At 69.4% G+C, this 15,365-nt stretch carries 18 protein-coding genes; 13 read left to right on the top strand and 5 right to left on the bottom strand.

Features of this window, described 5'->3' with window-relative positions:
• The first annotated feature begins 59 nt into the window (after positions 1 to 59).
• The 3 genes from ACIBCK_RS00760 to ACIBCK_RS00750 all read left to right on the top strand — a co-directional run bounded on the left by ACIBCK_RS00760 (position 60) and on the right by ACIBCK_RS00750 (position 2,654).
• Positions 60 to 1,013, top strand: coding sequence for a heme o synthase (locus ACIBCK_RS00760; protein ID WP_367048910.1), 954 nt, complete (start codon positions 60 to 62; stop codon positions 1,011 to 1,013).
• Between the two features lie 95 nt (positions 1,014 to 1,108).
• Positions 1,109 to 1,465, top strand: a complete 357-nt coding sequence (locus ACIBCK_RS00755; RefSeq protein ID WP_399385944.1) for a hypothetical protein — start codon at positions 1,109 to 1,111, stop codon at positions 1,463 to 1,465.
• A gap of 100 nt (positions 1,466 to 1,565) precedes the next feature.
• Positions 1,566 to 2,654, top strand: a complete 1,089-nt coding sequence (locus ACIBCK_RS00750) for an amidohydrolase family protein (protein WP_399385943.1) — start codon at positions 1,566 to 1,568, stop codon at positions 2,652 to 2,654.
• 2 nt (positions 2,655 to 2,656) lie between these two features.
• On the opposite strand, the gene ACIBCK_RS00745 is transcribed toward ACIBCK_RS00750, so the two are convergent.
• From ACIBCK_RS00745 to ACIBCK_RS00730, 4 genes are all read right to left on the bottom strand, one after another.
• On the bottom strand, positions 2,657 to 3,646 hold the full coding sequence (locus ACIBCK_RS00745) for a heme A synthase (protein WP_399387161.1): 990 nt from the start codon (positions 3,644 to 3,646) through the stop codon (positions 2,657 to 2,659).
• Positions 3,647 to 3,738: 92 nt separating this feature from the next.
• Complete coding sequence (locus ACIBCK_RS00740) at positions 3,739 to 4,509, bottom strand: ABC transporter permease (protein WP_399385942.1); 771 nt, start codon at positions 4,507 to 4,509, stop codon at positions 3,739 to 3,741.
• Positions 4,506 to 5,432, bottom strand: coding sequence for an ABC transporter ATP-binding protein (locus ACIBCK_RS00735; protein ID WP_399385941.1), 927 nt, complete (start codon positions 5,430 to 5,432; stop codon positions 4,506 to 4,508). Before ACIBCK_RS00735 ends, ACIBCK_RS00740 begins: the two co-directional genes overlap by 4 nt.
• A 46-nt stretch (positions 5,433 to 5,478) precedes the next feature.
• Positions 5,479 to 6,291 carry an aminoglycoside N(3)-acetyltransferase gene (locus tag ACIBCK_RS00730; RefSeq protein WP_399385940.1) on the bottom strand — a complete coding sequence of 271 codons (813 nt, stop codon included), beginning with the start codon at positions 6,289 to 6,291 and terminating at the stop codon, positions 5,479 to 5,481.
• A 161-nt stretch (positions 6,292 to 6,452) separates the two neighbouring features.
• Here ACIBCK_RS00730 and ACIBCK_RS00725 point away from each other — a divergent pair, with 161 nt between their 5' ends.
• The 8 genes from ACIBCK_RS00725 (at position 6,453) to ACIBCK_RS00690 (ending at position 13,014) form a co-directional block, all read left to right on the top strand.
• Positions 6,453 to 7,184 (top strand): metalloregulator ArsR/SmtB family transcription factor, encoded by a 732-nt coding sequence (locus ACIBCK_RS00725; RefSeq protein WP_367040657.1) that lies wholly within the window; start codon positions 6,453 to 6,455, stop codon positions 7,182 to 7,184.
• Complete coding sequence (gene sufB, locus ACIBCK_RS00720) at positions 7,181 to 8,602, top strand: Fe-S cluster assembly protein SufB (protein ID WP_399385939.1); 1,422 nt, start codon at positions 7,181 to 7,183, stop codon at positions 8,600 to 8,602. Before ACIBCK_RS00725 ends, sufB begins: the two co-directional genes overlap by 4 nt.
• Positions 8,603 to 8,664: 62 nt before the next feature.
• Entirely contained in the window at positions 8,665 to 9,846 is a 1,182-nt protein-coding gene (gene sufD / locus ACIBCK_RS00715) for a Fe-S cluster assembly protein SufD (RefSeq protein ID WP_399385938.1), read from the top strand.
• Positions 9,843 to 10,160 carry a bifunctional 3-phenylpropionate/cinnamic acid dioxygenase ferredoxin subunit gene (locus ACIBCK_RS00710; protein WP_399385937.1) on the top strand — a complete coding sequence of 106 codons (318 nt, stop codon included), beginning with the start codon at positions 9,843 to 9,845 and terminating at the stop codon, positions 10,158 to 10,160. Before sufD ends, ACIBCK_RS00710 begins: the two co-directional genes overlap by 4 nt.
• Positions 10,161 to 10,165: 5 nt before the next feature.
• Positions 10,166 to 10,930: a Fe-S cluster assembly ATPase SufC gene (sufC, locus tag ACIBCK_RS00705; RefSeq protein WP_399385936.1), complete on the top strand. Its 765-nt coding sequence runs from the start codon at positions 10,166 to 10,168 to the stop codon at positions 10,928 to 10,930.
• Complete coding sequence (locus ACIBCK_RS00700; protein WP_399385935.1) at positions 10,927 to 12,195, top strand: cysteine desulfurase; 1,269 nt, start codon at positions 10,927 to 10,929, stop codon at positions 12,193 to 12,195. The genes sufC and ACIBCK_RS00700 overlap by 4 nt, the downstream gene beginning before the upstream one ends.
• A gap of 16 nt (positions 12,196 to 12,211) precedes the next feature.
• Complete coding sequence (gene sufU / locus ACIBCK_RS00695; RefSeq protein WP_223773964.1) at positions 12,212 to 12,682, top strand: Fe-S cluster assembly sulfur transfer protein SufU; 471 nt, start codon at positions 12,212 to 12,214, stop codon at positions 12,680 to 12,682.
• Positions 12,679 to 13,014: a metal-sulfur cluster assembly factor gene (locus ACIBCK_RS00690; protein ID WP_160504340.1), complete on the top strand. Its 336-nt coding sequence runs from the start codon at positions 12,679 to 12,681 to the stop codon at positions 13,012 to 13,014. Before sufU ends, ACIBCK_RS00690 begins: the two co-directional genes overlap by 4 nt.
• 66 nt (positions 13,015 to 13,080) lie before the next feature.
• On the opposite strand, the gene ACIBCK_RS00685 is transcribed toward ACIBCK_RS00690, so the two are convergent.
• Positions 13,081 to 14,187 carry a hypothetical protein gene (locus tag ACIBCK_RS00685; RefSeq protein WP_399385934.1) on the bottom strand — a complete coding sequence of 369 codons (1,107 nt, stop codon included), beginning with the start codon at positions 14,185 to 14,187 and terminating at the stop codon, positions 13,081 to 13,083.
• Between the two features lie 137 nt (positions 14,188 to 14,324).
• Between ACIBCK_RS00685 and ACIBCK_RS00680 the strand changes: the two genes are divergently transcribed.
• Both ACIBCK_RS00680 and ACIBCK_RS00675 read left to right on the top strand, forming a co-directional pair.
• Entirely contained in the window at positions 14,325 to 14,645 is a 321-nt protein-coding gene (locus tag ACIBCK_RS00680) for a DMT family transporter (protein ID WP_399385933.1), read from the top strand.
• Complete coding sequence (locus tag ACIBCK_RS00675; RefSeq protein WP_399385932.1) at positions 14,645 to 15,190, top strand: TetR/AcrR family transcriptional regulator; 546 nt, start codon at positions 14,645 to 14,647, stop codon at positions 15,188 to 15,190. The genes ACIBCK_RS00680 and ACIBCK_RS00675 overlap by 1 nt, the downstream gene beginning before the upstream one ends.
• Positions 15,191 to 15,365: the final 175 nt, after the last annotated feature.

Here is a 15,365-nt window from a genome sequence, read left to right as displayed (position 1 = left end):
TTTACCGGATCTTCATGTCTGAACGTCCGACGCGGCTCGCTGGGAAGTCTCTGTCAGGGGTGTGCGTGACGGCCGTTGAATCCCGTCCAGCGGGAGCAATTGGGACGAGCTCTAGCCCAAGCCACCGGCCGCTCGGGGCCCGTGTCATGGCGTTCGTGGCGCTGACCAAGCCGCGAATCATCGAACTCCTCCTGATCACCACCGTTCCGGTGATGTTCCTCGCCGAGCAGGGGGTGCCCGACCTCTGGCTGGTCTTCGTGACCTGCCTCGGCGGTTACCTCTCGGCGGGCGGCGCCAACGCGCTCAACATGTACATCGACCGCGACATCGACGCTCTGATGGACCGTACGTCCCAGCGGCCCCTGGTCACGGGGATGGTCAGCCCCCGCGAGTGCCTCGTGTTCGGCGTCGCGCTCGCGGTCGCCTCCACCCTGCTCTTCGGGCTCGTCGTCAACTGGCTGTCCGCGTGGCTCGCCCTCGGCGCCCTGCTCTTCTACGTGGTCGTCTACACGATGATCCTGAAGCGCCGGACCTCGCAGAACATCGTGTGGGGCGGCATCGCGGGCTGCATGCCGGTCCTCATCGGCTGGTCCTCGGTCACGAACTCCCTGTCATGGGCGCCGGTCATCCTCTTCCTCGTCATGTTCTTCTGGACGCCGCCGCACTACTGGCCGCTGTCCATGAAGGTCAAGGACGACTACGCGCGCGTCGGCGTGCCGATGCTGCCGGTCGTCGCGTCGAACAAGGTGGTCGCGCGTCAGATCGTCCTCTACAGCTGGGTGATGGTCGCCGTCTCGCTGCTGCTCCAGCCGCTGGGCTACACAGGCTGGTTCTACACGATCGTGGCCGGCGTGACCGGCGGCTGGTGGCTGTGGGAGGCGCACGGGCTGCAGAACCGCGCCAAGGCCGAGGTCACGGGCGGCAAGCTCAAGGAGATGCGGCTCTTCCACTGGTCGATCACCTACGTCTCGCTGCTCTTCGTGGCGGTCGCGGTGGACCCCTTCCTGCGCTGAGTTCTCCGGCTTCGCCGACGGGCGGGGTGCGTGGTGTTGAACGACACGTGCCCCGCCCGTCGCCAGTTGATCTACCCGTCGGTAGCATCCTGGCCATGGCAGACACGGCAGAGACGCAGCAGGTTGAGGACAGCAAGCAGGCCGCCCGCGCGGAGAAGAAGGCGGCAAAGCTGGCCAAGCAGATCGGTGCCTTCGCCCAGGCGCACGGCGGTGCCGAGGGGCAGATCGCGTACATCGGGCACGAGGGCACCCGCATCGTCCTGGTCGGCGAGGACGGCGGCTGGGGCGACCTGGTGGCGCCCACCTACGCCATCGCGCAGAGCGCCGTGGAGAAGGCCGGGATCACCGTCCACGAGGACTTCGACGGTGACTTCGCGGCCAAGGTGAAGACCGGCCCGTACGAGTGGTCGCGGATGGCGGGCATTCAGCTCGGCGGCAAGAGCAACGGCTGACGGCGTCGAGGCCGCGCGGGACAGAACGGCCGTAAGCAACACCTGACACCCGGGTCACCCGTTAGGACGGTAGGAGCACGTCCGTCTACTGGGAGCCCGGATGATCGAAACGCCGTCCCTGGTGGACCAGTACTGCCACGGTGTGTTGCGTACGGAGCTGGGCCTCGGCACCTTCGAGGCCCACCTCGGGCGTGGCGAGGGGCCTCCCGCGCCCGGCACCACCTTCTTCGACACCCAGACGGGCTTCGCCGTACGCCGCTGGTGCCCGCCGCTGCTGGGCCTGGAACCGCACTGTCCGCCCGCCCGCTATCTCGCCCGCCGCCGTGAGCTGGGCGTCCTGGAAGCGGGGCGGCGGCTGCTGCGGGGCAGCGGGATCACGACGTATCTCGTGGACACGGGGCTGCCCGGCGATCTGACGGGGCCCGGCGAGATGGCGTCCACCGGCGACGCCGACGCCCAGGAGATCGTCCGCCTCGAATTACTGGCCGAACAGGTGGCCGACACCTCCGGCACCGTCGACTCGTTCCTCGCCAATCTCGCGGAGTCCGTGCACGCGGCCGCCGCGAACGCCGTCGCCTTCACCTCCGTCGCGGGAGTGCGGCGCAGTCTCGCCCTCGCCCCAGAACCGCCGGGCCCCGGCGAGGTGCGGGGAGCGGCGGGGCGCTGGCTGGCCCGGCGGCAGGTGGGCGGGCGGCTCGAAGACCCCGTGCTGCTCAGACATCTGCTGTGGATCGCCGTCGCGTCGGGGCGTCCGCTGCAACTGCACGCGGGGGCGGGGGACCCGGAGTCGCACTTCGGCGGCTTCGCGCGGGCGACCGCGGGGCTCGGCACCGACCTCGTCCTGCTGCACGGCTATCCGTACCACCGCAATGCCGCGGACCTCGCGGGCGTCTTCCCGCATGTGTACGCCGATCTGGGGCCCGCCCTGGTGCGTACGGGGGCCCGCGCGGCCGCCGTGCTCGCGGAGATCCTGGAGCTGGCGCCCTTCGGCAAGCTGCTGTTCTCCAGCGGCGCGCACGGGCTTCCCGAGCTGCACGTCGTGGGCGCACGGCTGTTCGGGGAGGCGCTGGGGCGCGTGCTCGGCGGGTGGGTCGCGGAGGGGGCGTGGTCGCTGCCGGACGCGCAGCGCGTCGCGGGCCTCATCGCGGCGGGCAACGCCCGCCGCGTGTACGGCTTGTCGGACGGCTGAGGTCAGACGGCCGAGAGCTGCGAGTCGTCGGCCTGGGCCGGCAGACCGGCGGTGGTGTACGGACGCTCGCGCAGCGAGAGCAGGACGCGCATCACGCCGATCCAGACCACGCACGAGCCGAACATGTGCAGTCCGACCAGGACCTCGGGCAGGTCCGTGAAGTACTGGACGTACCCGATCGCGCCCTGGGCGAGCAGGATCAGGAACAGGTCGCGGGTGCGGTGCAGCGGGCCCTTGGGGGCGTCGACGGCCTTGAGGACGAACCACAGGGCGAACGTCAGCGTCACCACGATCCAGGCGAACACGGCGTGCAGCTTGCTGACGGTCTCCCAGTCGAAGCCCATCCGCGGCACCTTGCTGGAGTCACCGGCGTGCGGCCCGGAGCCCGTCACGATCGTGCCGACCGCGATGAGCAGCACGGACGCCGCGACCAGGAACCACACCAGCTGCACGACGGCCTTGCCGACCAGCGGGCGCACATCGCCGTCGCCCTCGCGGGTGCGCTGCCACATCGTGACGGCGACCGCGATCAGGGCGGTGGAGAGCAGGAAGTGCGCCGCGACCGTCCACGGGTTCAGGCCGACGAGGACCACGATGCCGCCCAGTACGGCGTTGCCCATGACGAGCCAGAACTGGACCCAGCCGAGCCGTGTCAGGCTGCGCCGCATCGGCTTCTGCGAGCGCGCCGCGATGATCGCCCAGCCGACGGCCGCGCACAGCACGTACGTCAGCATGCGGTTGCCGAACTCGATGGCTCCGTGGAAGCCCATCTCGTGGGTGGCCGTCAGGGAGTCTTCCGTGCACTTGGGCCAGGTCGGGCAGCCGAGGCCGGAACCGGTCAGCCGGACGGCGCCGCCGGTGACCACGATGCACACCGTCATCGCGAGCGAGATGAGGGCGGCGCGCTGGACGGTCCGCTGCTGCGGGGTCCAGCGTTCGGCGATGAAGGCGAGCGGATTGCGCACGGCGGAGACGGCGTCGGCTCGGGTCACGTTTGGCACGGGCCCATCGTAGGGGGCCGCTTGTGCACGGCTTCACGAGGGGGACGTATCCGGGCCTTCTGTGACGCCGGTTACGCCCTCTGCTACTCCCAGCGGAAGAACTTGCCGGCCGCGCCGAGGCCCAACACCGCCCAGACCGCGAGGATCCCGAGGTCCCCCCACGGCATCCCCGCGCCGTGCTGCAGTACGTCCCGCAGGCCGTCGGAGAGGGCGGAGATCGGCAGCAGCCCGAGCACCGACTGGGCTGCGTCGGGGAACTTGTCCAGCGGCACGATCACGCCGCCGCCCACCAGCAGGAGCAGGAAGACGAGGTTCGCGGCGGCGAGCGTCGCCTCGGCCTTCAGGGTGCCGGCCATCAGCAGGCCGAGGCCCGAGAAGGCCGCCGTGCCGAGGATCAGGAGGAGGAGTACGGCGAAGGGGTTGCCGTGCGGTGACCAGCCGAGGGCGAAGGCGATCACCGTGAGGAGCACGATCTGCAGGACCTCGGTGACCAGGACCGACAGGGTCTTCGCCGCCATCAGGGCCCAGCGGGGGAGCGGCGAGGCGCCGAGCCGCTTGAGCACGCCGTAGCGGCGCTCGAAGCCCGTGGCGATGGCCTGGCCGGTGAACGCCGTCGACATCACGGCGAGGGCGAGGATTCCGGGGGCGAGGAAGTCGACCGCCTTGCCGTCACCCGTGTCGACGATGTCGACCGCGCTGAACAGCACGAGGAGGAGGGTCGGGATCACCACCGTCAGAAGCAGCTGTTCGCCGTTGCGCAGGAGCATCTTCGTCTCCAGCGCTGCCTGCGTGGCGATCATGCGGGGGAGCGGGGCGGCGCCCGGCTTCGGCGTGTACGTTCCGGCGGCGCTCATCCGCGCAGCTCCTTGCCTGTGAGCTCCAAGAACACGTCTTCCAGGGTGTGGCGTTCGACGGCGATCTTCTCCGGCATGACGCCGTGCTGGGCGCACCAGGAGGTGACCGTGGCCAGGAGCTGGGGGTCGATCGTGCCGCTGACGCGGTAGGCGCCGGGGGTGAGTTCGGCCGCCGCCGAGTCCGGCGGCAGCGCCTTGAGCAGGGAGCCGACGTCGAGTCCGGGACGCCCGGAGAACCGCAGGGTGTTCTCGGCGCCGCCACGGCAGAGCGCCTCGGGGGTGCCCTCGACGATGACCTTGCCCGCGTCGATGATCGCGACCTCGTCGGCGAGCTGCTCGGCCTCGTCCATGTGGTGCGTGGTGAGGATGACGCTGACACCGTCGGCACGCAGATCGCGTACGAGATCCCAGGTGGCCCGGCGTGCCTGCGGGTCCAGGCCCGCGGTCGGCTCGTCCAGGAAGACCAGCTCGGGCCGTCCCACCACGGCCATCGCGAGCGCGAGGCGCTGCTGCTGGCCGCCGGAAAGGCGCCGGTAGGTGGTGCGGCCGCAGCTCTCCAAGCCCAGGCGCTCGATCAGCGCGCCCACGTCGAGCGGGTGCGCGTGCAGCTTCGCCATGTGGCGCAGCATCTCGTCGGCGCGGGCCCCGGAGTAGACACCGCCGGACTGGAGCATCACGCCGATGCGGGGGCGCAGCGCGCCGGCCTCGCGGACCGGGTCGAGGCCAAGGACGCGGACCGTGCCCGCGTCGGGCCTGCGATAGCCCTCGCAGGTCTCGATCGTGGTGGTCTTGCCTGCGCCGTTCGGCCCGAGGACCGCGGTGACGGTGCCCGCACGGACCCGGAGGTCGAGGCCGTCCACCGCGGTCTTCTTGCCGTACCGCTTGACCAGGCCGGTGACCTGGACGACGGACTCAATTCCCATGGCGGGAAGTCTAGAGAGGGCGGGCGGGGCCGCGGGCAGGGGGCTGTCAGCCCGCCCACTCGGCCCGTGAGCGGTGGGTCTCCAGCCAGCTCTGTGCGTACGCGACCGCGTCCGCCACCGGGAAGAGCCGGGCCGTCGCGGCGCCCACCGTGCCGCGCACCACGGGCCGGTCCCGTTCGAAGTCCGAGCCGAGCTCGTCGAAGCGCTCCTCGGAGATCGAGGCCTCCCGCACCGTCATCCAGCGGCGTCCCTCCGGGGTCATGACCGCGAAGGAGTTCTCGACCCGGGGCGCCGGGAGCCGGTACTCGGCGAGGTGGAACGCGGTGCAGGAGTCGAAGCCCGCGCCGAGCAGCAGGACCCGGGCGCCCGCTTCCTCCAGGCTCGCCAGCGGGCTGCGCTCACCGAGGCGGCAGTCGAGCGCGTGCCCCTCCAGGAGGGCCGTCGCGCGGGGGCCGACCGCGGCGAAGGAGGTCTGCGGGTGGGCGCTGCGCTGGGCGCCGGGCCAGGTCCGTACGGTCTCGGGGATCACGCCGACGCCTCGGGTGGGGGTGGTGCGTGGGTCGTAGGCGGGGATGGACGCGCGGATCTCGGGCCACCACGACTCCGGCACGGGCGGGTTTCCCCACTCGGCGGGGTCGGAGTTGTCGCTGGACTGCGTGGGGACCACCAGGGTCCCCTTTTGGCCCAGTACGTCCAGGAGCGCCTGGACGACGGCGACGGGGCCGCCGCTCACCCACCCGAGGGCGCTCAGTGAGGAGTGCACGAGGAGGGTCTCCCCGGCGTTCACGCCGAGCTCCCTGAGGTCGGTCGCGAGGGAAGCGCGCGTGCACAAAGGGCCGGTCGGAGGGGGTGTCGACATGGTCAGGGAGTCTCCTCGCCCCCGTCTTCGGGCGCCACCGATTTGATCGATCAGTGATCATTTCCGCAGGTCAGCTTAGGTATGCCTAAGTGATGCAGCGCACCGCACCTTGATCCGGACGCGGGTTGTCAGGCTCTGAGGAATTACGCAACAATGGCGTTGTGAAAAACGTTGGCGAGGCTCCGCAGGAGGAACTCGCGACCGGGGAGCGGTCTACACGCAACCGGGTCGCGCGCTCCATCCTGGACCACGGCCCCTCGACGGTGGCCGACCTCGCCGCGCGCCTCGGCCTGACCCAGGCCGCCGTGCGCAGGCACCTCGACACCCTCGCCCACGAGAACGTCGTGGAACCCCGTGAGCAGCGGATCTACGGAGCACGCACCCGCGGCCGCCCCGCCAAGGTCTTCGCGCTCACCGACTGCGGCCGGGACGCCTTCGACCAGTCGTACGACAAGCTCGCCGCCGACGCCCTGCGCTGGATCAGCGAGCGGCACGGCGAAGGAGCGGTCGTCGAATTCGCCCGCGAGCGGATGGCCGCCCAGGCCGTGGCGTACCGCAAGGCGATCGACGCGGCGCCCCCCGAGCAGCGCACGGAGGCTCTCGCCAAGGCGTTGACCGCCGACGGGTACGCTGCTACGGCCCGCACGGCCCCCGTAGGCGAGCAGCTGTGCCAGCACCACTGCCCGGTCGCCCACGTCGCCGAGCAGTACCCACAACTTTGCGAGGCGGAGACGGAGATCTTCTCCGACCTGCTCGGGACGCATGTCCAGCGGCTCGCCACCATCGCCCACGGCGACGGCGTCTGCACGACATTCATCCCCCGTAACGCCCCGCAGCCCCCACAGACCACCGACAACGCATCCGCAAGCACGGCCGGGAGGAACCCCGCATGACGCTCCCCACGGAGACTGCCCACCCCGAACTCGAGGGTCTGGGCACGTACGAATACGGCTGGGCCGACTCCGACGTGGCCGGGGCCTCCGCCAAGCGCGGCATCAACGAAGACGTCGTCAAGGACATCTCGGCCAAGAAGTCCGAGCCCGAGTGGATGACGAAGCTGCGCCTCAAGGGCCTGCGGCTCTTCGGCAAGAAGCCCATGCCCAACTGGGGCTCGGACCTGTCGGGCATCGACTTCGACAACATCAAGTACTTCGTGCGGTCCACGGAGAAGCAGGCACAGTCCTGGGAGGACCTGCCCGAGGACATCAAGAGCACGTACGACAAGCTCGGCATCCCCGAGGCGGAGAAGCAGCGCCTCGTCGCCGGTGTCGCCGCGCAGTACGAGTCCGAGGTCGTCTACCACCAGATCCGTGAGGACCTGGAGGAGCAGGGCGTCATCTTCATGGACACCGACACGGCGCTGAAGGAGCACCCGGAGCTCTTCAAGGAGTACTTCGGCACGGTCATCCCGGTCGGCGACAACAAGTTCGCGTCGCTGAACACCGCTGTGTGGTCCGGTGGCTCGTTCATCTACGTCCCCAAGGGCGTGCACGTCGAGATTCCGCTCCAGGCCTACTTCCGCATCAACACGGAGAACATGGGCCAGTTCGAGCGCACGCTGATCATCGTCGACGAGGACGCCTACGTTCACTACGTCGAGGGCTGCACGGCGCCGATCTACAAGTCGGACTCCCTGCACTCCGCCGTCGTCGAGATCATCGTGAAGAAGGGCGGCCGCTGCCGCTACACGACGATCCAGAACTGGTCGAACAACGTCTACAACCTGGTCACCAAGCGCGCCGTGGCCTACGAGGGCGCGACCATGGAGTGGATCGACGGCAACATCGGCTCCAAGGTGACGATGAAGTACCCCGCCGTCTACCTCATGGGCGAGCACGCCAAGGGCGAGACGCTGTCCATCGCCTTCGCGGGCGAGGGCCAGCACCAGGACGCCGGCTCCAAGATGGTCCACATGGCACCCAACACGTCCTCGAACATCGTCTCGAAGTCCGTGGCGCGTGGCGGTGGCCGCACCTCCTACCGCGGTCTCGTCGAGATCGGCGAGGGCGCCGCCGGATCGAAGTCGAACGTCCTGTGCGACGCGCTGCTCGTCGACACGATCTCCCGCTCGGACACGTACCCCTACGTGGACGTCCGCGAGGACGACGTGTCCATGGGCCACGAGGCGACCGTCTCCAAGGTCTCCGACGACCAGCTCTTCTACCTGATGAGCCGCGGTCTGACCGAGTTCGAGGCCATGGCGATGATCGTGCGCGGCTTCGTCGAGCCGATCGCCAAGGAGCTGCCCATGGAGTACGCCCTGGAGCTGAACCGGCTGATCGAGCTGCAGATGGAGGGTTCGGTCGGTTAATTCCGGCAACCGTCCCCGCAGTGACAGACTTCTTGACCCAGAGAGAGAGCACGACGACAGCCATGGCTGAGGCTCAGAACATCCCGGTGGGCTCAACCACCGCAGGATCGATCGCGGTGGCCGCCGAGTCCACCGTCGCGACCCGCATGAGCGCTCCCCCGTCCTTCGACGTGGCGGACTTCGCCGTCCCCCACGGCCGCGAGGAGGAGTGGCGGTTCACGCCGCTGGAGCGCCTTCGCGGGCTGCACGACGGCACCGCGGTCGCCACCGGCGGCATCCGCGTCGAGGTGACGGCCCCGGCGGGCGTGACCCAGGAGACCGTCGGCCGTGACGACGCGCGCGTGGGCAAGGCGGGCAAGCCCGTCGACCGCGTGGCCGCGCAGGCCTACTCCTCCTTCGAGAAGGCCTCGGTCGTCTCCGTCCCCAAGGAGACGGTCCTGACCGAGCCGATCCGCATCGCGGTGCACGGCGAGGGCGGTACGGCCTTCGCGCACCAGGTGATCGAGCTGGGCGCGTTCGCCGAGGCTCTCGTGGTCATCGACCACACCGGTGACGCCGTGCTCGCGGCCAACGTCGACTTCATCGTCGGCGACGGCGCCAAGCTGACCGTGGTCTCGGTCCAGGACTGGGACGAGAAGACCGTCCACGTCGCCCAGCACAACGCGCTGATCGGCCGTGACGCCTCCTTCAAGTCGGTCGTCGTGACCTTCGGCGGCGACGTCGTGCGCCTGCACCCCCGCGTCGAGTACGCGGGCCCCGGCGGCGAGGCCGAGCTCATCGGCCTGTACGTCACCGACGCCGGCCAGCACCAGGAGCACCGCCTCCTGGTCGACCACAACCAGCCGCACTGCAAGTCGAACGTCGTCTACAAGGGCGCGCTCCAGGGCGACGACGCCCACGCGGTGTGGATCGGCGACGTCCTCATCGAGGCCGCCGCCGAGGGCACGGACACGTACGAGATGAACCGCAACCTCGTTCTGACCGACGGCGCCCGCGTCGACTCCGTGCCGAACCTCGAGATCGAGACCGGCGAGATCGTCGGAGCGGGCCACGCGTCGGCGACCGGCCGCTTCGACGACGAGCAGCTCTTCTACCTGCAGTCGCGCGGAATCCCGGAGGGCGAGGCGCGCCGCCTGGTCGTCCGCGGATTCTTCGCCGAGCTGATCCAGCAGATCGGCCTGCCCGACGTCGAAGAGCGCCTCCTCGCCAAGATCGAAGAGGAGCTGGAGGCGTCGGCGGCATGACTTATGTACGCGCCTGTGGCCTGAGCGAGCTGTCGGAGGACACCCCGAAGCGGGTGGAACTCGACGGCACGCCGGTCTCGGTCGTCCACACCGAGGGCGAGGTGTTCGCGATCAACGACATCTGCTCGCACGCGAACGTCTCCCTCTCCGAGGGCGAGGTGGAGGACTGCCAGATCGAGTGCTGGCTGCACGGCTCCGCCTTCGACCTCCGTACCGGCAAGCCGTCCGGCCTTCCCGCGACGCGCCCCGTCCCCGTATACCCCGTAAAGATCGAAGGGGACGATGTGCTCGTCTCCCTCACCCAGGAGTCCTGAGGCACATGGCAACGCTTGAAATCCGCGACCTGCACGTCACCGTCGAGGTCGAGAACGGCACCAAGGAAATCCTCAAGGGCGTCGACCTGACCGTCAAGCAGGGCGAGACGCACGCCATCATGGGCCCGAACGGCTCCGGCAAGTCGACGCTCGCCTACTCCATCGCGGGTCACCCCAAGTACACGATCACCCAGGGCACCGTCACCCTCGACGGCGAGGACGTCCTGGAGATGTCCGTCGACGAGCGCGCCCGCGCCGGCATGTTCCTCGCCATGCAGTACCCGGTCGAGGTCCCCGGCGTCTCGGTCTCCAACTTCCTGCGTACGTCGGCGACGGCGATCCGCGGCGAGGCCCCCAAGCTGCGCACCTGGGTGAAGGAGGTCAAGGGCGCGATGGAGCAGCTCCAGATGGACCCGGCCTTCGCCGAGCGCAACGTGAACGAGGGCTTCTCCGGCGGTGAGAAGAAGCGCCACGAGATCCTCCAGATGGAGCTCCTCAAGCCGAAGATCGCGATCCTCGACGAGACCGACTCCGGCCTGGACGTCGACGCCCTGCGCCAGGTCTCGGACGGCGTCAACCGCGTCCGCGAGACCGGCGAGGTCGGCACCCTGCTGATCACGCACTACACGCGCATCCTGCGCTACATCAAGCCCGACTTCGTGCACGTCTTCGCGAACGGCCGCATCGCCGAGTCCGGCGGCGCCGAGCTCGCCGACAAGCTCGAGGCCGAGGGCTACGAGGCTTACACGAAGGGTGGCGTATCAGCGTGACGTCGGCCCACCAGGGGCTCTCCGGCCTCCTCGACACCGAGGCGATCCGCAAGGACTTCCCGATCCTGGATCGCACGATCCACGACGGCAAGAAGCTCGTCTACCTGGACAACGCGGCGACGTCCCAGACGCCGCGCCAGGTGCTCGACGTACTCAACGAGTACTACGAGAAGCACAACGCCAACGTCCACCGCGGCGTGCACGTCCTCGCGGAGGAGGCCACGGCGCTCTACGAGGGCGCCCGTGACAAGGTCGCGGCGTTCATCAACGCGCCGAGCCGCGACGAGGTGATCTTCACCAAGAACGCCTCGGAGTCGCTCAACCTCGTGGCCAACATGCTCGGTTGGGCCGACGAGCCCTACCGCGTGGACCACGAGACCGAGATCGTCATCACGGAGATGGAGCACCACTCCAACATCGTGCCGTGGCAGCTGCTCTCGCAGCGCACGGGCGCGAAGCTGAAGTGGTTCGGTCTCACCGACGACGGCCGGCTCGACCTGTCCAACATCGACGAGATCATCACGGAGAAGACGAAGATCGTCTCCTTCGTCCTGGTCTCGAACATCCTGGGCACGCAGAACCCCGTCGAGGCGATCGTCCGGCGTGCGCAGGAGGTCGGCGCGCTCGTCCTCATCGACGCGTCGCAGGCCGCCCCGCACATGCCGCTGGACGTGCAGGCGCTGCAGGCCGACTTCGTGGCCTTCACCGGCCACAAGATGTGCGGTCCGACCGGCATCGGCGTCCTGTGGGGACGGCAGGAGCTCCTGGAGGACCTCCCGCCCTTCCTCGGCGGCGGCGAGATGATCGAGACCGTGTCGATGAACTCGTCGACGTATGCTCCCGCGCCGCACAAGTTCGAGGCGGGCACGCCCCCGATCTCCCAGGCCGTCGGCCTGGGCGCGGCCGTGGACTACCTCTCCTCGATCGGCATGGACAAGATCGCCGCTCACGAGCACGCGATCACCGAGTACGCGGTCAAGCGCCTCCTGGAGGTCCCCGACCTCCGGATCATCGGCCCGACCACGGCCGAGGAGCGCGGCGCCGCGATCTCCTTCACGCTCGGCGACATCCATCCGCACGACGTGGGCCAGGTCCTTGACGAGGAAGGCATCGCGGTCCGTGTGGGTCACCACTGCGCCCGCCCGGTCTGCCTCCGTTACGGAATTCCTGCGACCACGCGAGCGTCGTTCTATCTGTACTCCACGCCCGGCGAGATCGACGCGCTCGTCGACGGCCTGGAGCACGTACGGAACTTCTTCGGCTGAGGGGCTGACCGGGAACGTGAAGCTGGATTCGATGTACCAGGAAGTCATCCTGGACCACTACAAGCACCCGCACGGGCGTGGTCTGCGCGATGGCGACGCCGAGGTGCACCACGTCAACCCGACGTGCGGCGACGAGATCACGCTGCGCGTGAAGTACGACGGGTCGACGATCGCCGACGTGTCGTACGAAGGGCAGGGCTGCTCCATCAGCCAGGCCAGCGCGTCCGTCCTGAACGACCTGCTGGTCGGCAAGGAGCTCGCCGAGGCGCAGAAGATCCAGGAAGTGTTCCTGGAGCTGATGCAGTCCAAGGGCAAGTTGGAGCCGGACGACGCGATGGAGGAGGTCCTGGAGGACGCCGTCGCGTTCGCCGGGGTCTCGAAGTACCCGGCGCGTGTGAAGTGTGCTCTGCTGAGCTGGATGGCGTGGAAGGACGCGACGGCGCAGGCACTTGGTACCGACGACGTCGCTGAGAGGAAGACCGCATGAGCGAGAACGAGACCCTGACCAAGCCGGCCTCCGAAGAAGAGGTCCGCGAGGCGCTGTACGACGTGGTCGACCCCGAGCTGGGCATCGACGTCGTCAACCTCGGCCTGATCTACGGCATCCACGTCGACGACGCGAACATCGCGACGATCGACATGACGCTCACCTCGGCGGCCTGCCCGCTGACGGACGTCATCGAGGACCAGGCCAAGTCCGCCACCGACGGCATCGTCAACGAACTCCGGATCAACTGGGTCTGGATGCCGCCGTGGGGCCCGGACAAGATCACGGACGACGGCCGCGAGCAGCTTCGCGCGCTCGGGTTCAACGTCTGAGCGATCTCCGGGACATGATCCCTGATGTGGCCCCCCGCGCTTCCCGCGCAGGGGGCCACGTCGCGTTTACGGAACCGGCTGCGGATCCGCCGATGCCGCCGCGAGCGTGTGCGCCAGGCCCTCCTTGCGCATGCGGCGGTCGATGTACATCAGGGCTGTCACCAGCGGGAGGAAGACGGTGGCTGCCAGCTGGGTGAGGAAGCTGCCGACGAGGCCGAGAACGGCGTACAAGCCGAACTGGGAGCGCAATTGCTCCAGGAGGTAGGCCGACGCGGAGTCGTCCGGGTCGACCGGCGGCGGGGTCGGCGCGGCGAACTGCAGGGGGAGCCGCAGGGCGAGGGAGACGCCCAGCACGATGAGGCCCGCGAGCAGCGAGAGGCCGAAGGTGCGCCACCAGGCGCCGCGCACCAGGCGCACGGAGCGCCGCAACGCCGTGAAGGGGCCCGCCGTTTCGAGGACCGCGGCCGCCGGGGCGAAGGCGAACAGGACGTACAGCCAGGCGGCGAGCGGCATCGTCAGCAGGAACGCCGGGAAGACCAGGCCGATGGGGATGATCGACTGGGTCATCATCAGGAAGAGGATGGAGAAGAGGACCAGCAGGAAAGCGGCTACCGGCAGCATCAGGATCAGCGAGAGCAACAAGGTCACGACAAGCACGGACGGCGTCCGTGACCACGCCCTGCGCCGGACCGCGCCGAACGTCGCCGGACGGCCGAGGACCGCCTCGTGCAGCGTGGCGGCGCACGAGGCCTGGATGAACGAGTTGACGACCTGCGTGGCGAGCATGAACACCAGCCACACCAGGCCGAACGCGACGAGGATCGGCCTGCCGTCGTCCCAGGAGAAGTCCGCGCCCGGCTCGTACACGGCGCTGACGTGCTCCCGCGTCGCGGTGTAGGCGAGCCCGAGACCTGCCACGACGATGACGGCGAGCAGGCCGTAGGCCACGGCGGCGGTGCCGAACAGCGGCTTGGCGTACTGCCGCATCGTCGCGAACGCTCCGCCGAGGATGTGGTTGGCCCCCAGCGGCGCGAGGGGTACGACGCCCGGCTTGGGCGGCGGCGGTGGCGGAGTCCAGCCGTAGCCGTTCCAGCCCCACCCGGGCGGCGCTCCGTACTGCCCCGGCGGTCCGCCGTATGGCGCCTGTGGTCCCCACCCCGACGTGTCCGACATCGCTCTTGCGCTCCATGGTCTCGTGCGGTTCTCACCGCGACGCCCCTGTGGCCCCCCACAGTGATCGCGTCACCATAGCCCGCCCCGGGCGCCGTCGTTATGTACGGCCGTACGCAACGATGTGTACACTCGTACGCATGGGATACGGACTGCTGGCCGGGGCGATCGTGGCGGAGGTGGCCGGGACGACGGCCATGAAGTACAGCGAGGGGTTCAGCAAGCTCTGGCCCTCGCTGATCACCGTCGTCGGATATGTCATCGCCTTCACGCTGCTCGCGCAGACGCTGAAGACGCTGTCCGTCGGCACCGCCTACGCGATCTGGGCGGGGATCGGGACCGCCGCGGTCGCGGCCATCGGGATGCTCTTCATGGGCGAGTCCGCCAGCCTCGTCAAGATCTCGGGGATCGCCCTCGTGATCGTGGGTGTCGTCGTGCTCAACCTCGGCGGTGCGCATTGATGGCCCGGCGTTACGACCCCGAGCGGCGGCAGCGGATCATCGACGCCGCGATCCGGGTGGTGGGGCAGAAGGGGATCGGCGGGCTCAGTCACCGGTCGGCCGCCGCGGAGGCCGACGTGCCGCTCGGCTCGACCACCTATCACTTCAAGACACTCGACGAGTTGCTCCTTGCTGCGCTGGAGAAGGCCAACGAGGGCTTCGCGAAGGTGATCGCGAGCCGGGGCGGCTTCCAGGACCCCCGGGTCGACCTCGCCGGTGAGATCGCCGAGGTGCTCGGGATGTGGCTCGGCCAGGAACGCATGGGGATCGAGCTGGAGTATGAGCTGTATCTGGCCGCGCTGCGCAGACCCGCGCTGCGGCCGGTGGCCGCCTGCTGGTGCGACGGGCTCGCCGTGGTGTTCGCCGAGCGCACCGACCCGGCCACCGCGCGGGCGCTGGTCGCGCTGATGGACGGGATCTGTCTGCAGGTGCTGCTCACGGACGGCTCGTACGACGAGGCGTACGCGCGCGAGATGTTCAACCGGCTGATACCGCAAGGCGGTTGACCGCCTAGGGGCTCTTGTCCGGCTCGCCGCGACATCGGCGGTGGGGTGCTACGCGTACCGCCGCCGTCATCGCGGCACCCCGGCGGCACCCCGCCGGGGTGCCGGATGCCTGCGGCGCCGGGCCGGGGGCCAGGCCGCGGCGCCGGGCCGGGCGCGGGTGGCCCGGAGGCTGAGA

The sequence above is a fragment of the Streptomyces sp. NPDC051218 genome (assembly GCF_044455475.1).
Classification (GTDB): domain Bacteria; phylum Actinomycetota; class Actinomycetes; order Streptomycetales; family Streptomycetaceae; genus Streptomyces.
Note: the sequence above shows the minus strand (reverse complement) of the source record. Positions and strands in the feature narration are given on the sequence as shown.

What these genes read in the sequence shown, in the direction of transcription:
- ACIBCK_RS00755 (WP_399385944.1), top strand. Translation starts at nt 1,109, where the DNA reads ATGGCAGACACGGCAGAGACGCAGCAGGTTGAGGACAGCAAGCAGGCC.
- ACIBCK_RS00750 (WP_399385943.1), top strand. Translation starts at nt 1,566, where the DNA reads ATGATCGAAACGCCGTCCCTGGTGGACCAGTACTGCCACGGTGTGTTG.
- ACIBCK_RS00740 (WP_399385942.1), bottom strand. Translation starts at nt 4,509, where the DNA reads ATGAGCGCCGCCGGAACGTACACGCCGAAGCCGGGCGCCGCCCCGCTC.
- ACIBCK_RS00735 (WP_399385941.1), bottom strand. Translation starts at nt 5,432, where the DNA reads ATGGGAATTGAGTCCGTCGTCCAGGTCACCGGCCTGGTCAAGCGGTAC.
- ACIBCK_RS00730 (WP_399385940.1), bottom strand. Translation starts at nt 6,291, where the DNA reads ATGTCGACACCCCCTCCGACCGGCCCTTTGTGCACGCGCGCTTCCCTC.
- sufB (WP_399385939.1), top strand. Translation starts at nt 7,181, where the DNA reads ATGACGCTCCCCACGGAGACTGCCCACCCCGAACTCGAGGGTCTGGGC.
- sufD (WP_399385938.1), top strand. Translation starts at nt 8,665, where the DNA reads ATGGCTGAGGCTCAGAACATCCCGGTGGGCTCAACCACCGCAGGATCG.
- ACIBCK_RS00710 (WP_399385937.1), top strand. Translation starts at nt 9,843, where the DNA reads ATGACTTATGTACGCGCCTGTGGCCTGAGCGAGCTGTCGGAGGACACC.
- sufC (WP_399385936.1), top strand. Translation starts at nt 10,166, where the DNA reads ATGGCAACGCTTGAAATCCGCGACCTGCACGTCACCGTCGAGGTCGAG.
- ACIBCK_RS00690 (WP_160504340.1), top strand. Translation starts at nt 12,679, where the DNA reads ATGAGCGAGAACGAGACCCTGACCAAGCCGGCCTCCGAAGAAGAGGTC.
- ACIBCK_RS00685 (WP_399385934.1), bottom strand. Translation starts at nt 14,187, where the DNA reads ATGTCGGACACGTCGGGGTGGGGACCACAGGCGCCATACGGCGGACCG.
- ACIBCK_RS00680 (WP_399385933.1), top strand. Translation starts at nt 14,325, where the DNA reads ATGGGATACGGACTGCTGGCCGGGGCGATCGTGGCGGAGGTGGCCGGG.
- ACIBCK_RS00675 (WP_399385932.1), top strand. Translation starts at nt 14,645, where the DNA reads ATGGCCCGGCGTTACGACCCCGAGCGGCGGCAGCGGATCATCGACGCC.